At 70.4% G+C, this 20,439-nt stretch carries 15 protein-coding genes and 1 pseudogene; 6 read left to right on the plus strand and 10 right to left on the minus strand.

The genetic code is table 11. The features are described from left to right. The 3 genes from ACIBK1_RS40375 to ACIBK1_RS40385 form a co-directional block, all read right to left on the minus strand. Positions 1 to 595: hypothetical protein (locus ACIBK1_RS40375; protein ID WP_396740919.1), on the minus strand; the 595-nt coding region annotated here is incomplete at its 3' end. A gap of 201 nt (positions 596 to 796) precedes the next feature. Further along, on the minus strand, positions 797 to 1,819 hold the full coding sequence (locus ACIBK1_RS40380; protein WP_030510453.1) for a LacI family DNA-binding transcriptional regulator: 1,023 nt from the start codon (positions 1,817 to 1,819) through the stop codon (positions 797 to 799). Positions 1,820 to 2,008: 189 nt separating this feature from the next. After that, positions 2,009 to 4,372: a glycoside hydrolase family 3 N-terminal domain-containing protein gene (locus ACIBK1_RS40385; RefSeq protein ID WP_396740933.1), complete on the minus strand. Its 2,364-nt coding sequence runs from the start codon at positions 4,370 to 4,372 to the stop codon at positions 2,009 to 2,011. Positions 4,373 to 4,603: 231 nt separating this feature from the next. On the opposite strand from ACIBK1_RS40385, the gene ACIBK1_RS40390 reads away from it, so the two are divergent. Further along, a complete protein-coding gene (locus tag ACIBK1_RS40390; protein ID WP_396740922.1) occupies positions 4,604 to 5,392 on the plus strand; it encodes a fumarylacetoacetate hydrolase family protein in 789 nt (262 codons plus the stop codon). Between the two features lie 9 nt (positions 5,393 to 5,401). Next, positions 5,402 to 8,512 carry an ATP-binding protein gene (locus tag ACIBK1_RS40395; protein ID WP_396740924.1) on the plus strand — a complete coding sequence of 1,037 codons (3,111 nt, stop codon included), beginning with the start codon at positions 5,402 to 5,404 and terminating at the stop codon, positions 8,510 to 8,512. Positions 8,513 to 8,518: 6 nt separating this feature from the next. Here ACIBK1_RS40395 and ACIBK1_RS40400 read toward each other — a convergent pair whose 3' ends face one another. Further along, positions 8,519 to 9,370 (minus strand): ABC transporter permease, encoded by an 852-nt coding sequence (locus ACIBK1_RS40400; RefSeq protein WP_396740926.1) that lies wholly within the window; start codon positions 9,368 to 9,370, stop codon positions 8,519 to 8,521. Continuing rightward, a complete protein-coding gene (locus ACIBK1_RS40405; RefSeq protein WP_396740928.1) occupies positions 9,367 to 10,338 on the minus strand; it encodes an ATP-binding cassette domain-containing protein in 972 nt (323 codons plus the stop codon). The genes ACIBK1_RS40400 and ACIBK1_RS40405 overlap by 4 nt, the downstream gene beginning before the upstream one ends. A 225-nt stretch (positions 10,339 to 10,563) precedes the next feature. On the opposite strand from ACIBK1_RS40405, the gene rph reads away from it, so the two are divergent. Continuing rightward, positions 10,564 to 13,113 (plus strand): rifamycin-inactivating phosphotransferase, encoded by a 2,550-nt coding sequence (rph, locus tag ACIBK1_RS40410; RefSeq protein ID WP_231514067.1) that lies wholly within the window; start codon positions 10,564 to 10,566, stop codon positions 13,111 to 13,113. Between the two features lie 20 nt (positions 13,114 to 13,133). On the opposite strand, the gene ACIBK1_RS40415 is transcribed toward rph, so the two are convergent. From ACIBK1_RS40415 to ACIBK1_RS40430, 4 genes are all read right to left on the minus strand, one after another. Further along, complete coding sequence (locus ACIBK1_RS40415; RefSeq protein WP_030510460.1) at positions 13,134 to 13,952, minus strand: SDR family oxidoreductase; 819 nt, start codon at positions 13,950 to 13,952, stop codon at positions 13,134 to 13,136. A gap of 11 nt (positions 13,953 to 13,963) precedes the next feature. Beyond that, the gene (locus ACIBK1_RS40420) at positions 13,964 to 15,217 is read right to left on the minus strand and encodes an MFS transporter (RefSeq protein WP_081903828.1); all 1,254 of its coding nucleotides are present in this window, start codon (positions 15,215 to 15,217) and stop codon (positions 13,964 to 13,966) included. A 66-nt stretch (positions 15,218 to 15,283) separates the two neighbouring features. After that, positions 15,284 to 15,688 (minus strand): SRPBCC family protein, encoded by a 405-nt coding sequence (locus tag ACIBK1_RS40425; protein ID WP_030510462.1) that lies wholly within the window; start codon positions 15,686 to 15,688, stop codon positions 15,284 to 15,286. A 48-nt stretch (positions 15,689 to 15,736) separates the two neighbouring features. Beyond that, entirely contained in the window at positions 15,737 to 16,189 is a 453-nt protein-coding gene (locus tag ACIBK1_RS40430) for an HIT family protein (RefSeq protein ID WP_030510463.1), read from the minus strand. Between the two features lie 67 nt (positions 16,190 to 16,256). Between ACIBK1_RS40430 and ACIBK1_RS40435 the strand changes: the two genes are divergently transcribed. Beyond that, positions 16,257 to 17,108, plus strand: a complete 852-nt coding sequence (locus tag ACIBK1_RS40435; RefSeq protein ID WP_030510464.1) for a helix-turn-helix transcriptional regulator — start codon at positions 16,257 to 16,259, stop codon at positions 17,106 to 17,108. A 121-nt stretch (positions 17,109 to 17,229) separates the two neighbouring features. After that, a complete protein-coding gene (locus tag ACIBK1_RS40440) occupies positions 17,230 to 18,264 on the plus strand; it encodes a LacI family DNA-binding transcriptional regulator (protein WP_030510465.1) in 1,035 nt (344 codons plus the stop codon). Between the two features lie 13 nt (positions 18,265 to 18,277). Here ACIBK1_RS40440 and ACIBK1_RS40445 read toward each other — a convergent pair whose 3' ends face one another. Then, positions 18,278 to 19,705, minus strand: coding sequence for an endo-1,4-beta-xylanase (locus ACIBK1_RS40445; RefSeq protein WP_396740931.1), 1,428 nt, complete (start codon positions 19,703 to 19,705; stop codon positions 18,278 to 18,280). 531 nt (positions 19,706 to 20,236) lie between these two features. Between ACIBK1_RS40445 and ACIBK1_RS40450 the strand changes: the two are divergent. Further along, positions 20,237 to 20,439, plus strand: a pseudogene (locus ACIBK1_RS40450) (hypothetical protein); the annotation flags it as partial.

The following is a 20,439-nucleotide window of genomic DNA, read 5'->3' on the forward strand; positions in this document are numbered from 1 at the left end:
CCTTGGGCCCCGCGGGACCGGGAGGGGCCTTGGGTCCGGGATCCTTGGCCTGGTAGCCCGGCGGCGTCCAGACCAGCGCCGACCGCTCCTTCTTCTTCACCTCATAGGTCAGGGTCTCGACCTTGCCGCCCTGTCCCTGAGGCGCGTCCGCCAGCAGGCGCGCCGAGTCGCCCGCGACGAGGAAGGTGCTCCTCAGGGGCGCGGACGCCACGCCGCCGGCGTTCGTCGGATCCTTGAGACCCTTGGTGTCGTCACCGGTGACCTGGTAGGAGTACAGCCCCGGCTTGAGCGGGCCGAGGACTCCGGACCAGACGTCGCCCCGGCGGGTCAGCCCGAACTCCGCCCAGGTGGAGGAGGGACCGAAGTTGCCCTCGATGACCACCTGTGACACCTGGCCCGCGTTGGCCTGGACGTAGGCCGCCGGGACGCTGAACGACGCGTAGCCGTCCTCGGACACGTCCAGCCAGGGGGTGTCCGCCGTCGCCGGACGCGGTGCGAGCGACACCGCCGCCATCGCCATGACTCCGGCGGCGACGGCCGCCGAGAGCCGTCGTACGCCCGTGGGGCGCACGCTGCCGTGATACGATAAATTCATACTGAGCACTCCTAGGATGGCTGGCTGCGGATGGGGTCCGATGAGCCAGCCGTAATCGTCTGCGGATGTGCGGTGTTGTGTTTCTATACCTCCGTTCGTAGGGGGATGCCTTTCATCTGCGACGTCAGCTGCAACTGACGTTGCAGATGAGGGTCTGTGTCAGGGCCTCATCTGCAGGGCCTCATCTGCATTGCCTCGTCGTCATGGTCTCGTCGCGACCCTCACCGGCGCCGTGGAGCCACGGACCAGCAGGCGAGTCGGAAGCAGGATCTGGCGGGGGCCCTCCCACTCACCGGTCACCAGCGATTTGAGCATGTGCGCGGCCTCGTGTCCGAGCCGGTACATCGACTGGTCCACGGTGGTCAGCCTCGGCTCCGCCAACGCCGACTCCGGGATGTTGTCGAATCCGACCACCGACAGGTCGCCGGGAACGTCGATTCCCATCTCCTTCGCGACCTCCAGAACCTTCAGCGCCATCCCGTCGCTGGCCGCGAAGATCGCCGTCGGCCGGTCCGGCCTCTCCAGCAGGGCGCGAGCCAGCGGGGCCGCGGACTCGGGATTGAAGTCCCCTCGTCCGATCAACGCGGGATCGACCGGAACGCCGGCCTCGGCCAGCGCTTTGCGGTAACCCTCCTCACGCGACCACGCCGCCGCCAGGCTGGAACGGCCCGCGATGAATCCGATGCGCCGATGGCCCAGGCCGAGCAGGTGCTCGACCGCCGTGGTGGCGCCCGTGAGGTTGTCCGCCGTCACCGACGGCACCGTCGAGTCCCTGACCGGATCGATGACGACGACCGGGGTGCTGGTCCGCACCTCGCCCCAGGGCGTGACCACGATGCACCCGTCCGTGAGGGTGCCCGACAGGCGGGTCAGATGCCGCTGCTCCCAGCCCTCGGAGTAGGTTCCGTAGACATCGCTGTTGGCATAGATGATCAGGTCGAAGCCCGACTGGGTCAACGCGTCCATCACGCCCTTGAGCACCTCAGCCGTGTAGGACTGGAAGCTGTGGGTCACCAGACCCAGGACGTTGGTGCGGGTGCGCCGCAGGCTCGCCGCCACGAGGCTCGACTCATAGCCCAGCCGCTCGATGGCCGAGCGCACCTGAGCGATGGTGCTGGCGCTGACGCCGTAACGTCCGTTGACCACTCGCGACACGGTCGCAGTGGAGACGCCTGCCAGTCGCGCGACATCACTCATCGTCACCGGCGCACCGCCCTCGGCCATGCCGCCCTCTCCGCATTGCAATCGTTATCGGTTACGTTTTCCGGCCTTTAACGTAAGCGACACGTCTAGCAAACACAAGGCCTGTCGGCTTCTTGTTACAACGACCGTACGCCCTTTAGGGCGCGCCCCAAATAGACAGGACAGTCGGGGCGGCCGCGGAGCCGCGGCCGCCCGTCTCGTCTCACCCCGTCACCCCGTGTGCACCGCGCCCGTGTAGGCCTTGCGGACCTCCGGCCGGTCCGCGTCGCCCGTGATGGTGAACGTGCCCGCATGGGTGTGGCCGTCGGAGGAGAAGCCGACATACACCTCGATATGTCCGGTTTCTACCGTGTAGTTCATATTGCGGTCGTAGAAGCCGAGCTGGCCCGTGGGCAGGTCGAAGCGGATGGTCGTTCGCTCCCCGGCGCCGGCGGACACGCGGGCGAAGCCCTTCAGTTCGAGCACCGGCCGGGTGACCGACGCCTGCGGGTCGCGTACGTAGAGCTGCACGACCTCCTCGCCGGCTCGGTCGCCGATGTTGGCCACGGTGACCTCCACCTCGACGCTGCCCCCCGCGATCACCTCGGTGCGGTCCAGCGCGGCCCGTTCGACGACGAACGGGGCGTACCCGAGCCCGTGACCGAAGCGGTATCGCGGGCCGACGGGCGAGTCGACGTAGTCACCGTGCCAGTGCGACCGCCCCCCGGACACCTTGTGCCCGTAGAAGACGGGGATCTGGCCGACGGTGCGCGGATAGGAGATGGGCAGTTTCCCGCTCGGGTTCACCTCGCCGAGCAGAACCTCGGCGATCGCTCTCGCCCCGGTCTGCCCGGGCAGCCAGGCCAGCAGCACCGCGGCGCACTTCTCGTGCAGGAAGTCGCCGCCGACGGGCCGGCCTGCGACGAGCACCGCCACCACCGGGGTGCCGGTGGCGACGACGGCACGGACCAGGTCCTCCTGGACACCGGGCAGGTCCAAGCTGGACCGATCACGCGACTCCCCCGTCGTGGCCTCCATCGTCAGCCCCGAGCGGTCTCCCAGGACGAGCACCGCGACGTCGGCCGCCGCGGCGGCCGCGACCGCCTCGTCGAAACCGTCCCTCGATGTGTCGATCACGTCGCACCCGCGCGCGTACCGCAGCCGGTCGCCCAGGCGGGCCGCGAGCTCGTCGCGCACCGTGGGCACCCCGTCCGTGCTCTCCTCGATCTCGAGGTCGTCCGGGATCGTCATGGTCTGGCCGAGCAGACCCTTCCGCTCGCGCGCCTGCATCAGCGATTCGACATGCGCCGCGAAGGAGTAGTCGCCGAGCAGGTGCCGCGCGTCGTCCGCGTTCGGGCCGATGAGCGCGACCGTTCCCGCGCCCGGCCGCAGCGGCAGCAGGCCGTCGTTCTTGAGCAGGACGAGGCTGCGGCGGGCGATCTCCAGCGCCACCTCCCGGTGCGGCGCGGCGTCGACCGTCACCGCCACCGCGGCCTCGTCGACGTAGGGGTTCTCGAACAGGCCGAGCTCGAACTTGTGCCGCAGGACCCGCGAGACCGCCTGGTCCAGTTCCGCTTCACCGACCTCGCCCTCGTCCAGGGCCTGTGCCAGCGCGCCCGCGTACGCGTCCGTCGCCGGAAGCTCGACGTCGGTGCCCGCGGTGAGCGCCAGGACCGCCGCCTGCCGCTTGTCCCCGGCGAAGTGGTGATACGAGTGGAGGTCGTCGACGGCGAAGTAGTCCGACACGACGGTTCCCTCGAAGCCCCACTCCCCGCGCAGGACGTCGCCGAGGAGCTCACGGTTGCCATGGCAGGGAATGCCGTCCAGCTCGTGGTAACCGGCCATCACCGACTGGAGACCCGCCTCTCGGACGGCCGCCTCGAACGGGTACAGATACACCTCCCGCAGCAGACGGGGCGGCAGGTGCGCCGGCGCCCAGTTCAACCCGCCCTCGGACGCGCCGTACCCGACGAAGTGCTTGGCCGTCGCGATGACGCCCTCCGTCAGCGAGGCGCCCTGAAGGCCCCGGACGAACGCCACACCCATGCGGGCCACCAGGTACGGGTCCTCCCCGTAGGTCTCCTCGGTCCGGCCCCACCGCGGGTCCCGCACCACGTCCAGCACCGGTGAGAGCCCCTGATGGCTCCCCATCGCGCGCATCTGCGCACGGACGGCGTCCGCCAACCGCCGGTTGAGCTCCGGTTCCCAGGTGCTCGCGACACCGATCGCCTGGGGGAAGATGGTCGCCTCCCGCGCCATCACCCCGGAGCACACCTCCTCGTGCACGATCGCCGGGATCCCCAGCCGGGTCTCCGTCACCAGGAACCGCTGGACCTCGTTGGCGACCCGCGCGACCTGCGCCGCCTTGAGGTTCGTGGCTCCCGCGACACGGGTCACGTGGCCCAGGCCGTGGCGGAGGACCGCGCGCGCCCGCTCCGCCGAGTATCGGCCCCCCTCGATCAGGGAGAACGCCCAGACGCTCCCCAACTGCGCGAGCTTCTCCTCCCGGGTCATCCGGCCCAACAGATCCGCCACGCGCTCGCCCACCGGCACGGCCGGATCGGTGTACGCCGCTTCGGATTCCCGCCTCACCATGGTCACCCGCTCACCTCAATCGCTTTCGCGGTCTCACTGTCTCGCAACGTATGTCTCGCAAACGTAATCGATAACGTTTACAATCACACGGTCACGGATCTTGTTCGCTTTGTCCAGATCTCGAAGGCGAGGACTCGAGTGCACATCGTTCGATACAGGAGTGACAGCGATCCCCGTCCCCGCGTCGCCGTGCTGAACGAGGGTGTCCTTTCCCCCCTCCCGGTCGCCGGCATGTTCGAGCTCCTGGGCCACCGGGTCGAGGAAATCGAGCGGATGTGTGCCGACGCCGTCCCCGATCCCTCGCTCGGTGACGTGCGTCTGCTCGCCCCGACGGACGGCGCCATGGAGGTGTGGGCCGCGGGCGTGACCTATCTGCGCTCCCGGGACGCGCGCGTGGAGGAAAGCAGCCTCAAATCGGTCTACGAGCTGGTCTACGACGCCGAGCGGCCCGAGCTGTTCTTCAAGTCGCCCGCCTGGCGGGTCGTCGTGGACGGCGAACCCGTGGGCATCCGCTCCGACTCGGAGCTCAACGTGCCCGAGCCTGAGCTGGCTCTCGTGGTGAATCGCTTCGAGGAGATCGTCGGCTACGTCGTCTGCAATGACATGAGCTCCCGATCGGTGGAGGGTGAGAACCCGCTCTACCTGCCGCAGGCCAAGGTGTACGCCGGAGCATGCGCCCTCTCCTCCGGCATCAGGCCCGCATGGGAGGTCGACCCCTCCGACCTCGCCATCCGGCTGACGGTCACCCGCGAGGGCGCGGTCATCTGGGACGGCACGACCTCCACGAAGCAGATCCGGCGCCCGTTCACCCAACTGACCGCCTACCTCTTCCACTCCGAGGACTATCCCCACGGGGCCGTTCTCGCCACGGGGACCGGCGTCGTGCCCGATCTCGACTTCCTGTTGCACGCGGGCGACCTGATCACCGTGACGATCGACGAGATCGGCGAACTCCGTAATCCGGTCGTCGCGGGCAAGGACCACTTCGCGTTTCTGATGGCTCGGCTCGGCGGAGCCTAGACTTGCGGCATGCCGATCGACCTGTGCCTGCTCCACGGTGTGCGGTGGCGGGGGCAGCCGGTGGTCGGCGAGAGGGCTCAGACGCTGCTCGCGGCCCTCGCACTCGCCTGCCGGACCGTGAACGCGGAGCAACTCGTCGCGGACGTGTGGGGAGACAGCGAACCGGCCAATCCGGCGAAGGCGCTGCAGGTCCTGGTGTCTCGGACCAGGTCGGTCGTCGGACCAGAGGCGCTGGTCACGGAGGGAAGCGGCTACCGGCTCGATGTCCCGGCCGACCGGATAGACGCCGGTCTGCTGCACGGTGTGACCGACCGGGCGCTGGCGCTGCTGGAGGAGAACCCGGCCGCGGCGGGTGCGGCGGCGGAGGAGGCCCTCGCACTGGGCATCGGGGCGTCGCCTCCGGAGGGCGACGGCCCGCTGGCCGAGGTGCGCCGGCGCGCGGAACGCGACCTGGCGTCCGCACGGGTCGTGTCCGCCCGGGCCCGGAGCCGGAGCGGCGACCACGCCCTCGCCCTCCTCGAGCTCGAAGAGGCCGCGCGGATCCGCCCAGAAGACGAGGGGCTGCTCGCCGACCTCCTGCACAGCGAGGCGGCGGTGCGCGGAACGGGCGCCGCGCTGGACCGCTTCGAGCGCTACCGGTCGGACCTGCGCGACCGGATCGGCGCCGACGTCGGCCCGGAGCTGCGGCGGGTCCACCGTGAGCTGCTGGCGCTCGACAGCCCCGTACGCGTCGGCGTGCGGTTCGACACGACCCCGCTGCTCGGCCGCGACGACGACCTGCGGCGGGTGCGGGCCATGCTCGCCACCTCCCGCGTGGTCTCGATCCTCGGTCCGGGCGGGCTCGGCAAGACCCGGCTCGCCCATGCCGTCGCCCGTGAGGCTCCGCAGCCGGTGGTGCACTTCGTCGAGCTGGTCGGCGTGACCGCGCCCGAAGACCTGGTCGGCGAGGTCGGGTCGGAGCTCGGGGTCCGCGACTCGGTCACCGGCCGCCGTACGCTCACCCCGCGGCAGCGCGCCGACATCCGCGCCCGGATCGCCCAGCAGCTCGATCTGGCCCCGGCACTGCTGGTGCTCGACAACTGCGAGCATCTGGTGGAGGCGGTGGCCGACCTGGTCGCCTATCTGACCGCGACCACCCGGGAGCTGCGGGTCCTCACCACGACCCGCTCGCCGCTGGCGATCGCCGCCGAACGCGTCTATCCGCTGCCCCAGCTGGGCACCGGTGACGCCGTCGAGCTGTTCCGCGACCGGGCGACCGCGGCGCGGCCCGGTGTGCACCTCGACGAGGACGACGTACGGGCCGTCGTGGCCCGCCTGGACGGGCTGCCGCTCGCGATCGAGCTGGCCGCCGCGAAGGTGCGGGTGATGTCACCGGCCGAGATCGCCCGGCGGCTGGAGGACAGGTTCTCGCTGCTGCGCGGCGGCGACCGGAGCGCACCTTCCCGGCATCAGACGCTGCTGGCGGTGATCGACTGGTCCTGGAACCTCCTCGGCGAGCGGGAGCGCGTGGCTCTGCGCCGCCTCTCGGCCTTCCCGGACGGTTTCGCCCTCGACGCGGCCGAGGAGGTGCTCGGCGACGGCGCTCTCGGCGACGTCGAGGAGCTCGTGGAGCAGTCCCTGCTCACCGTCGTGGAGACGGCCGACAGCGTCCGTTACCGCATGCTCGAGACGGTGCGCGAGTTCGGCCGGGTGCGGCTGGAGTCGGCCGGCGAGACCAGCGAGGCGCGGGCCGCCGTACGCGCCTGGGCCGTCGGTTACGCCGACCGGGCCAGTGCCCGGCTGTACTCGCCGGAGCAGATCGCCGCGATGGACCGGCTGCGTGCCGAGGAGACCAACCTCGCCGACATCCTGCGCGAGGCCCTCGCCGATCCCGCTCCGGAGACGGTCGTGGTGCTGTTCTCCGCTCTGGGCGCCTACTGGACGATCTGCGGGAACCATACGCGCACCGTCGTCCTCACCCCGGCCATCGCCGCCGCCCTGAGCGACTGGACGCCTCCGCCCCGGCTCCTCGACCGGACCCGGCTGGCCCTGAGCATCGCGCTGTTCACCACCAGCGTCATCTCCCTCGACGAGACCGGGACACTGACGCGGCTGCTGTCCGGGCTGGGCGCCGACTCGGCGAACCCCGCCGTGCGGGCGCTGGTGACCGCACTGCTCACCATGCTGTCGGACCAGGAGCGCGGCCTGGAAAAGCTGGCCGCCGACCCCGACCCACTGACTCGCCGGATCGCGCTGCACTGGCTGAGCCACGGCCGGGAGAACACCGGCGACCCGGTCGGCGCCGTCGAAGCGGCCCAGGCCGCCCTCGCACTCGTCAGCGACGACGACGGTCCCTGGCACCGGGCGGTGCTGCGCATCCACCTCGCCGCTCTGTACGCGCACCTCGGTGACTCCGCGTCGGCCTCCCGGCATGCCACCGAGGCGATCCCCGTGCTCGAACGCCTCGGGGCGGTGGAGGACGCCGTACAGATCCGCGCCACCCTCGCCATGGCGGCGCTCGCCGAGGGCCGCCGAGACGACGCCGCGAGGATGCTCGACGAACTGGAGACGGTCGCCTCCCAGGGCACCTACGGCGAGGTCCTGGCGGTCGCCTCCGGCATAGCCCAGTTGGCCCTCGTCGACGGCGACATCGCCGAGGGACTGCGGCAGCACCGCGAGACCGCCGAGGCGCTCCGGAACCTGCGCATGCCGGGCGTGCCGGAGGGTTCGACGATGTGGGCCATCGTCGGCGAGGTCGTCGCGGTCTCGGCGTTCGCGGAGTACGGCGAGGGCGACGACGGCAGGGACCTCTTCGAGTCGCTGCGGGCCAACGTCCTGAGCGTGTTCGACTCCGAGCAGGCTTTCAGGGACTACCCGCTGGTGGGGATGGTGCTCGCCGGGCTGGGCATCTGGGGCCTGCGCAAGGGGGCGCTGCCCGCCGAGGAGGCGGTGCGGCTGCTCGTACTCGCCGACCGGTTCGCCTACAACCGGTTCGTCCCGACGCTGCAGTGGTCGTTGCTGTCCGCGCACGCCGAACGGATCGCCCCCGGGGCCATCTCCCGGATCGAGGCCGAGTACGGCGAACGGCGCGGCCCCGGCCTGCTGGCCGAGGTTCGCGCCGTCCTGCAGCGGGTGGTCTGACGCCGGCTACATCTTGCGGGAGTACGAGCGGACCGCCAGCGGGGCGAAGACCGCGACGACGGCCGCGCAGCCGATGACCGCCCAGCCGACCTCGGCCGTCACGGCACCGTCGTTGCACAGGTCGCGCACCGCGGAGACGACGTGCGACACCGGGTTGACCTTCACGAACGCCTCCAGCCAGCCGGGCAGCGTCTTGGCGGGGACGAAGGCGTTGGACAGGAAGGTCAGCGGAAACATGATCATCATGGAGATGCCCTGGACGCTCTGCGCCGACCGCGCCATCGTGCCCAGCCAGGTGAAGATCCACGCAAGCGACCAGCCCGCGATCACGGTGAGCGCGACGCCGCCGATGCAGCCGAGCACGCCGCCACCGGGGCGGTAACCGATGAGCAGGCCGGTCACGACCGTCAGCACCGACGCGATGCCATAGCGGATCAGGTCGGCGATCATCGGGCCGGCCAGGGGGGCGATCCTCGCGATCGGCAGGGACTTGAAGCGGTCGAAGACCCCCTTGTCCATGTCTTCGCGCAGTTGCACACCCGTCGCCATGCAGACGGTCAGGGCCGTCTGGGCGAGGATGCCGGGGATCAATATCGGAAGGTAGTCCGACACGCTGCCGGAGATCGCGCCGCCGAAGATGAACGCGAACATCGCGGTGAACAGCAGGGGCTGGATGAGGACGTCGAAGAACTGCTCGGGCTTGCGGCGCATCTTCTTCAGGGCACGCCACGCCATGGACAGCGTCTGGACCCAGGTCTCCTGCAGGGAGCTGCGGGACGTGGTGCGGGCGACCGCGGCGGACGGGTCGACACGCCGGGCGCCGAGCGGGGCCGGGGTCGTGGTGGTCGTGGTGGTCATCGGGCCGCCTCCATCTGGGATTCGTCGTCGGCGCCGTGGCCGGTCAGCGCCAGGAAGACCTCGTCAAGCGTCGGCTTGGCGACGCTCACCGAGGAGATGCCGAGGCCTGCCTGCCTCAGGGCGATCAGGACGTCCGCGGCCCGGTCGGGGTCGGGAAGGGGGATGTTCATGCGTCCTGATTCCGGGCTGAGGACCGGCTCCTCGCCCAGCAACCTGCGGACGACGTCCGCGCCCAGCGTGGTGTCGGAGCCCTCCGCCAGGCGGAGCTGCAGGGTCGATTCGCCGACCTGGGTCTTCAGCGCGTCGGGGGTGTCCTCGGCGACCTTCCGGCCCCGGTCGATCACGGCGATGCGATCGGCCAGCTGGTCGGCCTCGTCCAGGTATTGGGTGGTCAGGAGGATCGTGGAGCCGTCGGTGACCAGCTCGCGGATCGTGTCCCACATCTGGCCCCGGGTCCTCGGATCGAGGCCGGTCGTGGGCTCGTCCAGGAAGATCAGGGGTGGGCGGGTGATCAGGCTCGACGCCAGGTCCAGGCGACGGCGCATGCCGCCGCTGAACTGGGACAGGGGACGGTCGGCCGCCTCCTGGAGGTCGAAGCGTTCGAGCAGGTCACCGGCGATGCTCTTGGCCCGGGTGCTCGTCAGGCCCTGCAGACGGGCGAACAGCCAGAGGTTCTCCCGGGCGGTCAGATCCTCGTCCACCGAGGCGTACTGGCCGGTGACGCCCACCAGTTGCCGGATGCGGTGCGGTTCCCGCCTGACGTCGACACCGAAGATCTCCGCACGGCCGCCGTCGATCGGGAGCAGGGTGGCGAGCATCCGGAGCATCGTGGTCTTGCCTGCTCCGTTGGGGCCCAGGACCCCGAAGATCTCGCCCTGCCGTACGTGAAGGTCGATGCCGTCCACGGCACGGAAGTCCCCGAAGGTTTTGACCAGGCTGTCGGCCCGGACGGCGCTGAGGTCCGCCATGACGCGTCTCCTCTCTCCGCCGGGTACCTCCCGGCGTTCGAGAAGAGCTTCCGCGCTTCCGGCTTCACCGCGGCTTCAGCCCGGTTTCAGCCCCGAGCTGGCGGTTTCACCCCTCCATTTTCACTGTATAGCGGATGTGCGCGCCTCATGAAGCGCGGAAAAGTGCTCCATACTTGCCCGTTGCGAACCGGCCCGACGAACGATGGAGCAACGGAATTGCACTACGTGATGGGTTTCGAGCAGATCGGCTCGACGAATCTCGCAGACGTCGGCGGCAAAGGGATGCACCTGGGCGAGCTCTCGCGAATGGACGGCATCCGGGTGCCGGACGGCTTCTGCGTCACGACGGACGCCTTCCAGCGGGTCATGGCGGAGGTGCCGTCGATCGACGCTCAGCTCGACCTGCTGTCGCGGGTCGAGCCGGACGACCGCGCGGCGATCCGCACCCTGAGCGCGGACATCCGCCACGCCGTCGAAGGCGTCGCGATGCCCGACGACATCGTGGCCGCGATCCGCGAGTCGCTCGCCCGGCTCGGGGAGCAGGCCGCCTACGCGGTGCGTTCCAGTGCGACGGCCGAGGACCTGCCGAGCGCGTCCTTCGCCGGCCAGCAGGACTCGTACCTGAACATCGTGGGCTTGGCGGCGATCCTCCGGCACGTGCGGCGGTGCTGGGCCTCGCTGTTCACGGAGCGGGCGGTGACCTACCGATGCCGCAACGGCTTCGACCACCGGAAGGTGCGGATGGCCGTGGTCGTGCAGCGGATGGTGTTCCCGGACGCGGCCGGGATCCTGTTCACCGCGGACCCCGTGACCTCGAACCGGAAGGTCGCCACCGTGGAGGCCGTTCGGGGGCTCGGGGAGGCGCTCGTCTCCGGTCTGGTCACCGGGGACGCCTACACCGTGCGCGACGACCAGGTCGTCTCCAGGGCGGCCGCCGGCGAGCCGGTTCTGACGGACGCGCAGGTCGTACGCCTGGTACGGCTGGGCCGGCGAATCGAAGCGCACTTCGGCCGGCCCCAGGACATCGAATGGTGCCTGGCCGGCGACGACTTCCACATCGTCCAGAGCCGGGCGATCACCACCCTGTTCCCCGTTCCCGCGACCGATGACCAGGAGAACCACGTCTTCGTCTCGGTGGGTCACCAGCAGATGATGACCGACGCGATGAAGCCGCTGGGGCTCTCCCTGTGGCAGCTGACGACCCCGCGGCCGATGCACGAGGCGGGCGGACGGTTGTTCGTCGACGTCGCCCCCATCCTGGCGACACCCGCGGGTCGCGCGCGGCTCGTCGGGACCCTGGGGAGGTCCGACCCGCTGATCCGGGACGCGCTGCAGACCCTCCTCGACCGCGGTTTCGTCCGCTCGCTTCCCGACGATGGCTCCGGCCCCGCACCCGCCGTCCCCGCACCAGCCGGTGGCGCGCCCGCCCCGATCGAGACCGATCCGGCCGTCGTCACGCGGTTGATCCGGCAGAGTCAGGCGTCCGTCGCCGCCCTGCGGCGCGAGATCCAGGGCCTGTCCGGGCCGGCGCTGCTCGACTTCATCCTGGCCGACATCGCAGAGCTGAAGCGCATCCTGTTCGATCCGGTGAGCACCCAGGTGATCATGGCGGGGATGGAGGCGACCTGGTGGCTCAACGACAACATCGAGGAGTGGCTGGGCGAGAAGAACGCCGCCGACGTGCTCGCGCAATCCGTCTCCCACAACGTCACGTCGGAGATGGGGCTGGCGCTCCTCGACGTCGCCGACGCGATCCGGCCGCACGCCGACGTCGTGGCGTTCCTGCACCGCGTCGCCCAACGTGTCGCGGACGAAGGCCGGGAGGGCGACGGCTTCCTCGACGAGCTGGCCGGGCTGCCCGGTGGACGGGACGCACGTGACGCCATCCGGAGCTACCTCGACGAGTACGGCATGCGCTGCACAGGCGAGATCGACATCACCAGGACGCGCTGGAGCGAGAACCCCGCCGCGCTCGTGCCTGCCATCCTCGGCAACATCAAGAACTTCGAGCCGGGCGCCGGCAAACAGCGCTTCGAACAAGGACGCCAGGAGTCACTGCGGAAAGAACAGGAACTGCTGACGCGGCTGCGCTCCCTGCCCGACGGGGAGCAGAAGGCCGAGGAGACCAAGCGGATGATCGACCGCGTCCGCGCCTTCGCCGGATACCGGGAGTACCCCAAGTACGGCATGATCAGCCGCTACTTCGTCTACAAGCAGGCGTTGCTGCGGGAAGCCGAGCGCCTCGTGCGCTCCGGCGTCCTGCGGGAGAAGGACGACATCTTCTTCCTCCGGCTCGACGAGTTGCGGGAAGTCGTGCGCACCGGCGACGTGGACGCCGAACTCATCCTGGAAAGGCGTGCGGCGTTCCGGTCGTACGAGGCACTCACGCCGCCCCGGGTTCTCACGTCGGAGGGCGAGGTCGTCACCGGCCGGTATCGGCGCGACGACGCCCCGCCCGGCGCATTGGTGGGCCTCCCGGTCTCGGCCGGGGTGGTCGAGGGCCGTGCCCGTGTCGTCGTGGACATGGCGCAGGCCGACCTCGACGCGGGTGACATCCTCGTCACCGCCTACACCGACCCCAGCTGGACCCCCCTGTTCGTCGCCGCCGCCGGGCTGGTGACGGAGGTCGGCGGCCTCATGACCCACGGGGCGGTGATCGCCCGGGAGTACGGCCTGCCGGCGGTCGTGGGCGTGGAGCAGGCCACCCGGCTGATCCGGGACGGGCAGCGGATCCGCGTCCACGGAACCGACGGGTACGTCGAGATCCTCGCCTGAAGCGGTCGCGTGGGCTGCGGCTAACTCAGGAACTCGCGCGCACCGCGCAACCTGGTCTTCAGGTGCCGCTGAGTGAGGCCGCAGTCCAGCCGCACATCGAGCGGCCCGGGCAGGCCGGTGTCGGCGCGCCGGCCGTACGGGAGCCGAGCCGGGTCGATGCCGTCGCGCCGCGCGACAAGACATCCAAGCTCATAGCGACTCACCGCGTCTGCCCCGGCCACATGATGGACCCCCGCACGGTCGGAGCGCGCAAGCTCCAAGACGGCCGCGGCCAGGTCACGGACATGCACGGGGCAGCGCACATCATCGGTGAACAGCACCCCGCGCATGCCGCCGGAGGCAAGCGCGTGCACCATGCCTTCGTGCGGAGAGCCGCCGTCCCCGATGATCAGGGAGGTCCGTGCGATCACGCCGGTGGGAGTGATCGCCTGCACAGCCGCCTCCGCGGCCGCCTTCGCCGCTCCGTACGGTGTGGCCGGATCGGGGACGCTGTCCTCGGCATAAGTGATCGCCTTACCCGAGAAGACGGCGTCGCTGGACATGTGCACCAGGCGCGCCCCGATCGCGGCTGTCGCGACGGCCACGTGAGCGGCGCCGACGGCCGTCGTCACCCAGTCCGATTGGCGGTAGGCCGCGTTGACGACCACGTCCGGCGCGAAGGCGCCGATCAGGTCGAGTGTGGCAGCACGGTCGCGGACATCGAGCGGCAGCCAGTCGGCTCCCGCCGCCGTTCCCGGCCGCGTCAGACAGGTCGCGGCCACGACATGGCCCTCCGCCGCGGACTGCCGTACGAGTTCGTCGCCGAGAAAGCCGCTGCCGCCCACGATGAGGATCCTCATGGGCCGTGACCCTAGTTCAGCGAGGTGGCCGTCTCGGGAGCGCTGTCGAAGCGCGTCATCCCGCGGAGGAGAAGAGTGGCCATCGGCACCGCGAATCCGGCCACCGCGCCGATCACCAGCAGCGCCGGGCGGCCGATCGCCGCGGCGGCCGGACCGGTGAGCGTCAGGCCGAGGGGCGTCATGACCGAGGCGGCCAGCCAGTCCACGGAGGTGACCCGGGCGAGCCGCTCCGGAGGGATCTCCCTCTGGAGGTTCACCACCCACTGGACGGCGAAGATCTCCAGCCCCAGGCCCACCGCGACGTAGCACGCGTACACGAATTCCCGTGACACCGGACAGGCGAGCGCGAGCGGCACGAGGCCGTAGAGGGCGAGCCCGGTGACGGCGGCCAGCCCCGGCCGGCCGGGCTTCCACCTCATGCTGACGAGCCCGCCCGCCAGGCCGCCGACCGACAGCAGGGCGAGGGCGGTTCCGTACGCGGCGTCGCCGCCGAAGGTCTCGCGGGAGACGAGGGGCAGCAGGACCTGCGCCGGTGCGATCGTGAACATCTGCTGGAGCGCGACGGCGACGATGATCCCCAGGACCCACCGCCGCCGGACGACCTCGGAGAGGCCGTCGGCGATCTCCCTTACGGCGGACGCCCGCCGCCCCGCCGTGACGGCGGGTTCGCGTAACGGCAGGAGAAGGACAAGGCCGAGCAGATAGGCCGTCAGCACGGCGAGGAACCCGATCCGCGGGGACCACGCCGTCACCACGTACGCGCCGAGACCGGGCCCGATCACGGCGCCGAGCCGCCAGGAGACAGCCGTCAGCGCAGCGCCGGCCGGACGCTGGGCAGGGGTGAGAACCGATGACAGGCAGGCCTGGTACGCGGGCCGGTGGAACGCCTCCGCCCCTCCGACGAGGAAGACCAGCAGCGCGAGCAGCCATGAGGAGACACCGCCGGACAACCCGACGGCGGCCACGCAGCACTGGAAAGCCAGCGAGGCGACCATCACCGTACGGCGTGGCAACCGGTCCGCCCACAGCCCGCCGAGCAACGCGAACACGATCAACGCGATCCACCGGCAGGTGAAGATCGCGCCGACGGTCGAGGCGGTGCCGCCCGCGTTGAGTGCCGCGATGGTGACCGTGACGGGGAAGATCTGGTCGCCCGCCACCGACATCGTGAAGCTCAGCCACAGCAGGCGGAATTCGCGGTTACGCGCCAGAGGTCCGCCCGCGGCGCCAGTCGGGCCTATGAGCTTCCTCAAGCGACTGCGCATGCACGCAATGAATCCCGATTGGGCGGAAGGCGCAAGGAAACGGCCTTCGTCACTTCGCCCGTTCCGTCACCCGGGCGGCTGCTCCAGAATGTGCTTCAACCGGGTGAGGTCGGCCTGGACGAGGCCCGCGTCGCGGGCGAAGTCCTCGTCGTTCACACCCGGAAGGCGGCGCAGGGTGAAGACCACCTCGCAGGCGTCGCCGCCGGGGATGACCCGCATCGGGTTGTGGACGACCTGCCCGGAGGGCAGCGTGACGTCGTGGTCGAGAACGCCGTACTCGTTGCGCTCCACGAAGGCCAGGCCGACCCGGCCCGAGGGGGTCTCCACGTACCACTTGCCGTCGACGTTCTCCACGGCGCTGCCGAGCCCCGGAGCCCACTCCGGGAGGTTGGCGGGGTTCGACGCGTATTCGTAGACGTCAGCCGCGTGCCGGTCGATCCACACGCTGACGTGCCTGGATTCGAAAGCCATGCACGCCATCATGCCGTGCTGCTCGTGGCGTCTTCCCCGGCACTGGCGTCAGTCCGGAGATCCCAGGGCCGCCAGGCCGGATCGCACCGCTTCGGCTTCCCGGTCGAGCAGACTTCGCTCCCTGGTGCCCCAGTCGGCCTCCAGCCGGAAACCATCCCCCTTGTACCGGGGGAACACATGCAGGTGGAAATGGAAGACCTCCTGGAAGGCGGCCTTGCCGTCCGCCAGGAAGACGTTCACGCCCTCGCAGCGAAGGCCCGATCGCCGGAGTGCCCGCCCCATGCGGTGGCCGATCCTCCAGACGTGCGTGCTCGTCTCCTCGTCCAGGTCTTCCAGGCCGACGGCGTGAACGCGAGGAATCACGAGTAGGTGGCCGGGCGTCACCGCTCCGAGGTCCATGATCACCATTACATGGTCGTCCGCGTAGGGGATGCTCGCCTCGGCCTCACCGCGCAGGATCGCGCAGAAGACACATCCATTCTCCTCATGCTCTGCTGCCATATGCACATCATGCGGGGCCGGCCAGGAGACGTAAGAGGGTCGTGCGCTGGGGTGCAGACTGGTGTGCATGGCGACGGGGGGAACGACGAGAGCGTTCGGCGAGGCGCTGCGCCGCTGGCGCGACCGGGTGGCGCCCGAGACCGCGGGGCTGCCCGCGGGCGGACAGCGGCGCGCGGCCGGTCTCCGCCGTGAGGAACTGGCCCTGCTGGCCGGGATCTCCGTCGACTACGTCACCCGGCTCGAACAGGGCCGGGCGTCCCATCCGTCGGCCCAGGTCGTCGAGGCGCTGGCCAGGGCCCTGCGGCTGTCGGGCACCGAACGCGCGCACCTGTTCCGGCTGGCGGGGCTGGCCCCGCCGGGCCCGGAGACGGTGCCGGCGCACATCACCCCGAGCATGCGGCGGCTGCTGGACCGGCTGGCCGGCACTCCCGTCGCGGTCTTCGACGCGTGCTGGACGCTGCTCCTGGCCAACCCGCCGTACGCCGCACTGATGGGCGACCCGTCGGAACGGCCCGGCGACCAGCGCAACGCCGTGTGGCGGCACTTCCTCGGCCCCGGCGGCCGGGCCCGGCACACTCCGGAGTCCCTGCGCGCGTTCGAGGCGGCCCTGGTCGCCGACCTGCGCGCGACCGCCGACCGCTACCCGGCCGACCCGCGGTTGCGGCGGCTGGTCGCGGACCTGCGCGCGAACAGCGGCCGGTTCGCCGAGCTGTGGGATTCCGGCGCCGTCGGCCGGCACGAGGCCGGGCGTAAGATCATCGACCATCCGGACGCCGGTCCCCTGACACTGGACTGCGACGTGCTCACCGTGACGGGCGGCGACCTGCGCGTCATGGTCTACACGGCCGAGCCCGGCACCGAGGACGCGGAGCGCCTCGCATCCCTCACCGATCTCGGTGCGCCGTCACTCGCCAGGTAAACCGGTTTCCGAAAAGTTTCACACTTGGCAACAGGGGCGAACGTGGAGGTCGGCTGAAATTATCGGCCGATCACCGAAACATTCAGGCTATTACGCCCGCGGCGACGTTAGACTGCGCCTTGTGACCGTTGTCGACGAGCCGTCCGCATCCGTCCCAGAGCCGCTGACCCTCGCGCAGCTTGCCGAACTCGCGGGAGTGTCTAAGGCGACGGTCTCCAAGGTGGTGAACGGCAGGTCCGCGGTGGCCCCGGAAACCCGCGCCCTCATCGAGGGCCTCATCCGCGAGCACGGCTTCCGCCGGCAGCGGCGGCGCTCCAGCCCGGCCGCCGTGCTGGAGCTGGTCTTCCACGAGCTGGCGGGCGACTACCCGACGGAGATCGCCCGGGGGGTGGGACAGGTCGCGCGCGAGCACCACATGGCCGTGGCGATCTCCGAGTTACAGGGCAACCACGTCCCCGGCGCCGACTGGCTCGAGGACGTGCTCGGCCGCCGCCCCGCCGGCGTCATCGCGGTCTTCTCCAGCATGACCGACGTCCAGCGTGAGCGGCTCGCCACGCACAGGATCCCCCTCGTCCTCCTCGACCCGACCGGTGACCCGGGACACCGCGTCCCCTCGGTGGGCGCGGGCAACTGGAACGGCGGGCTCACCGCCACCCGCCACCTGCTGGAGCTGGGCCACCGGCGGATCGCCATCATCACCGGGCCGTCGCACGCGCTGTCCAGCCGGGCCCGGCTCGACGGCTACCGCGCCGCGCTCGACACGGCCGGGGTGCCCGTCGATCCGGACCTGATCTGCCAGGGCGACTATCAGATCGAGGACGGTCTGACGCACACCCACCGGCTGCTGCGCCTGCCCGACCCGCCCACGGCCGTCTTCGCCTCCAACGACGGCCAGGCCATCGGGGTCTACCACGCGGCCCACCAACTGGGGCTGCGCATCCCCGAGGACCTGAGCGTCGTCGGCTTCGACGACATGCCCCCGGTGCGGTGGGCCATTCCGCCGCTGACGACGATCCACCAGCCGCTGACGGAGATGGCGGGGGCGGCGGCCGCCATGCTGGTGACGCTCGCCAGGGGCGAGCCACTCCCCCACCACCGCAAGGAGTTCGCCACCACCCTCGTCGTACGCGAGAGCACCGCCCCGCCGAAGCCCTGAAGGCGATCTTCCGTCAGGGGCTGGTGCAGGTGACGGACGGCGTGGCCGCGCTGCCGTTGGCGGTGAAGCCGAAGGTGGTGGACGAGCCGGCCGCGATCGAGCCGTTGTAGGGCGCGTTGCGGACCGTCACGGAGGAGCCGGACACGCTCTGCTCGCCGCTCCACAGGCTGCTGATGGTCTGCCCGCCCGGCCAGGTCCACTTCACCGTCCAGCCGTTGACCGCCGAGCTGCCCGCCCGTACGGTCACCGTCGACTGGAAGCCGCCCGGCCAGCTGTTGGTCGTCTCGATCGTCGCCGAGCACGCCCCCGTCACCGGAGACGGCGTCACGGACGGGCTGGTACGTGGGGACGGGCTCGTGTTCGGAGACGGGCTCGTGTTCGGAGACGGGCTCGTGTTCGGAGACGGGCTCGTGTTCGGGGTCGCGGCGTTGAGGGCGTCGAGGACGGCGGTGTAGGCCTGCTTCTTGTTGAAGTTGCCGTCGAACAGCAGCGGGGTGTCGCCGCTGCGCCAGGAGTACTTGTCGGTGATGCCCCACACCGTGATGCCGGTGCAGCGGGGCACCGCCGTGCAGGCCTGGGTGACGCGGCGGTAGGCGTCGGCCTGGGTGGAGCCGGAGCCGCCGACGTCGAGCTCGGTGATCTGGACGTCGACGCCGAGGGCGGCGAACTGGGCGATGTTCTGCTGGTAGTTGGACGGCGGGTTGCCGAAGTGGGACTGCAGTCCGACGCAGTCGATGGGCACGCCGCGGGCCTTGAAGTCCTTGACCATGTTGTAGACGCCGCGGGTCTTGTTCGCGTTGGCGTCGTCGATGTTGTAGTCGTTGTAGCACAGCTTGACGTTGGGGTCGGCGGCGCGCGCGGCGCGGAAGGCCTCCTCGATGAAGCCGTTGCCGAGTTTCTGGGTGAACACCGAGCTGCGCAGGCTGCCGACCGCGCCGCCGTCGGCGAAGGCCTCGTTGACCACGTCCCAGGCGTAGACCTTGCCCTTGTAGTGGTTCATGACCTGGGTGATGTGGCTGGTCATCGCCGAGCGCAGGTCGCTGGCCGACATGTTGGTGTTGACGTAGCTGGGTAGCTGGGCGTGCCAGACGAGGGTGTGGCCGCGGACCTTCATGCCCTTGCTCAGGGCGTGGTTGACGATCTGGTCGGCGGGCCCCCAGTTGAACGAGCCGCGGGAGGGCTCGATCGGGCCCCATTTCATCTCGTTTTCCGCGGTGACCGAGTTGAACTCCCGGTCCCAGGTGGCCACGTAGGTCGAGTCGTTCAGGTGCCCGGCCGCGATCGCGGTGCCGAAGTAGCGGCCGCTTTGGGCGGCGGCCGCGCCCAGGGTGCCGGCGGCCGCGCCGGCCGGGAGGGACGCCGCGAGTGCGGTGACCGTGCCGAGTACGCCGAGAGCGCCGGCGATCAGCAGCCGGCGAGTGCCTAACGGGGTTTCGCCCATGCCTGAGCCTCCACTGCGGAATCGATGAGGGAACGCGGACAGACGCCGCGGGAACACCACGCGATCGGTCGTCGCGTCGGAACTGCGGCCCCTGCCGTGCACCACCGACCCCGGCAGGAGGAGCCGCCTCGGGGAGTCAGTCTGGAAATCATCCGGAAATGTGTCAAGGGCGATCCCCGTAAGTTTCGCCCGTCCACGTGGGCCGAGAGTGCCGCTTACTGCACTGATGCCACCGATCTGTTCTGTAATTTTCCGGACGCACCCATTTGGCGGCCACAGCGACGCGGATGCGGTGAACGTTTCATCACCGCGATTCCCCCCGGCGGCGCGTCCGCGCCCCATCGCGGCAGTTGGGACGCGCAGGCCGGACGGAGAGGGCGAAGCGGGGCGAGCGCTTGAGCTTGACGCACGCTCCTCACGTCGTATTTGCTCCGGCGCACCACCACCACCGGTAATTCCGAGAGGCGCCAAGAAGTCGTCGCACTGATGTTAACGCTAACAGATCGCGTCGAAAGGGGTTGACCAACAGCGATGTTAACGCTCACTGAGCGGCGCGGACGGAGACGGTGGGGACGCCGGCTGACCACCGCGCTCCTGGCCGTGACCGTCGTGGCGACCGCACCCGCCGTCGCGCGGGCCGAGTCGAACGGCGGGGTGCGGGTGATGCCGCTGGGCGACTCGATCACCGAGGGCACGCAGGTGCCCGGCGGCTACCGGATCGGGTTGTGGCAGCG

It is taken from the genome of Microbispora rosea, assembly GCF_044460045.1.
Lineage (GTDB): Bacteria > Actinomycetota > Actinomycetes > Streptosporangiales > Streptosporangiaceae > Microbispora > Microbispora rosea.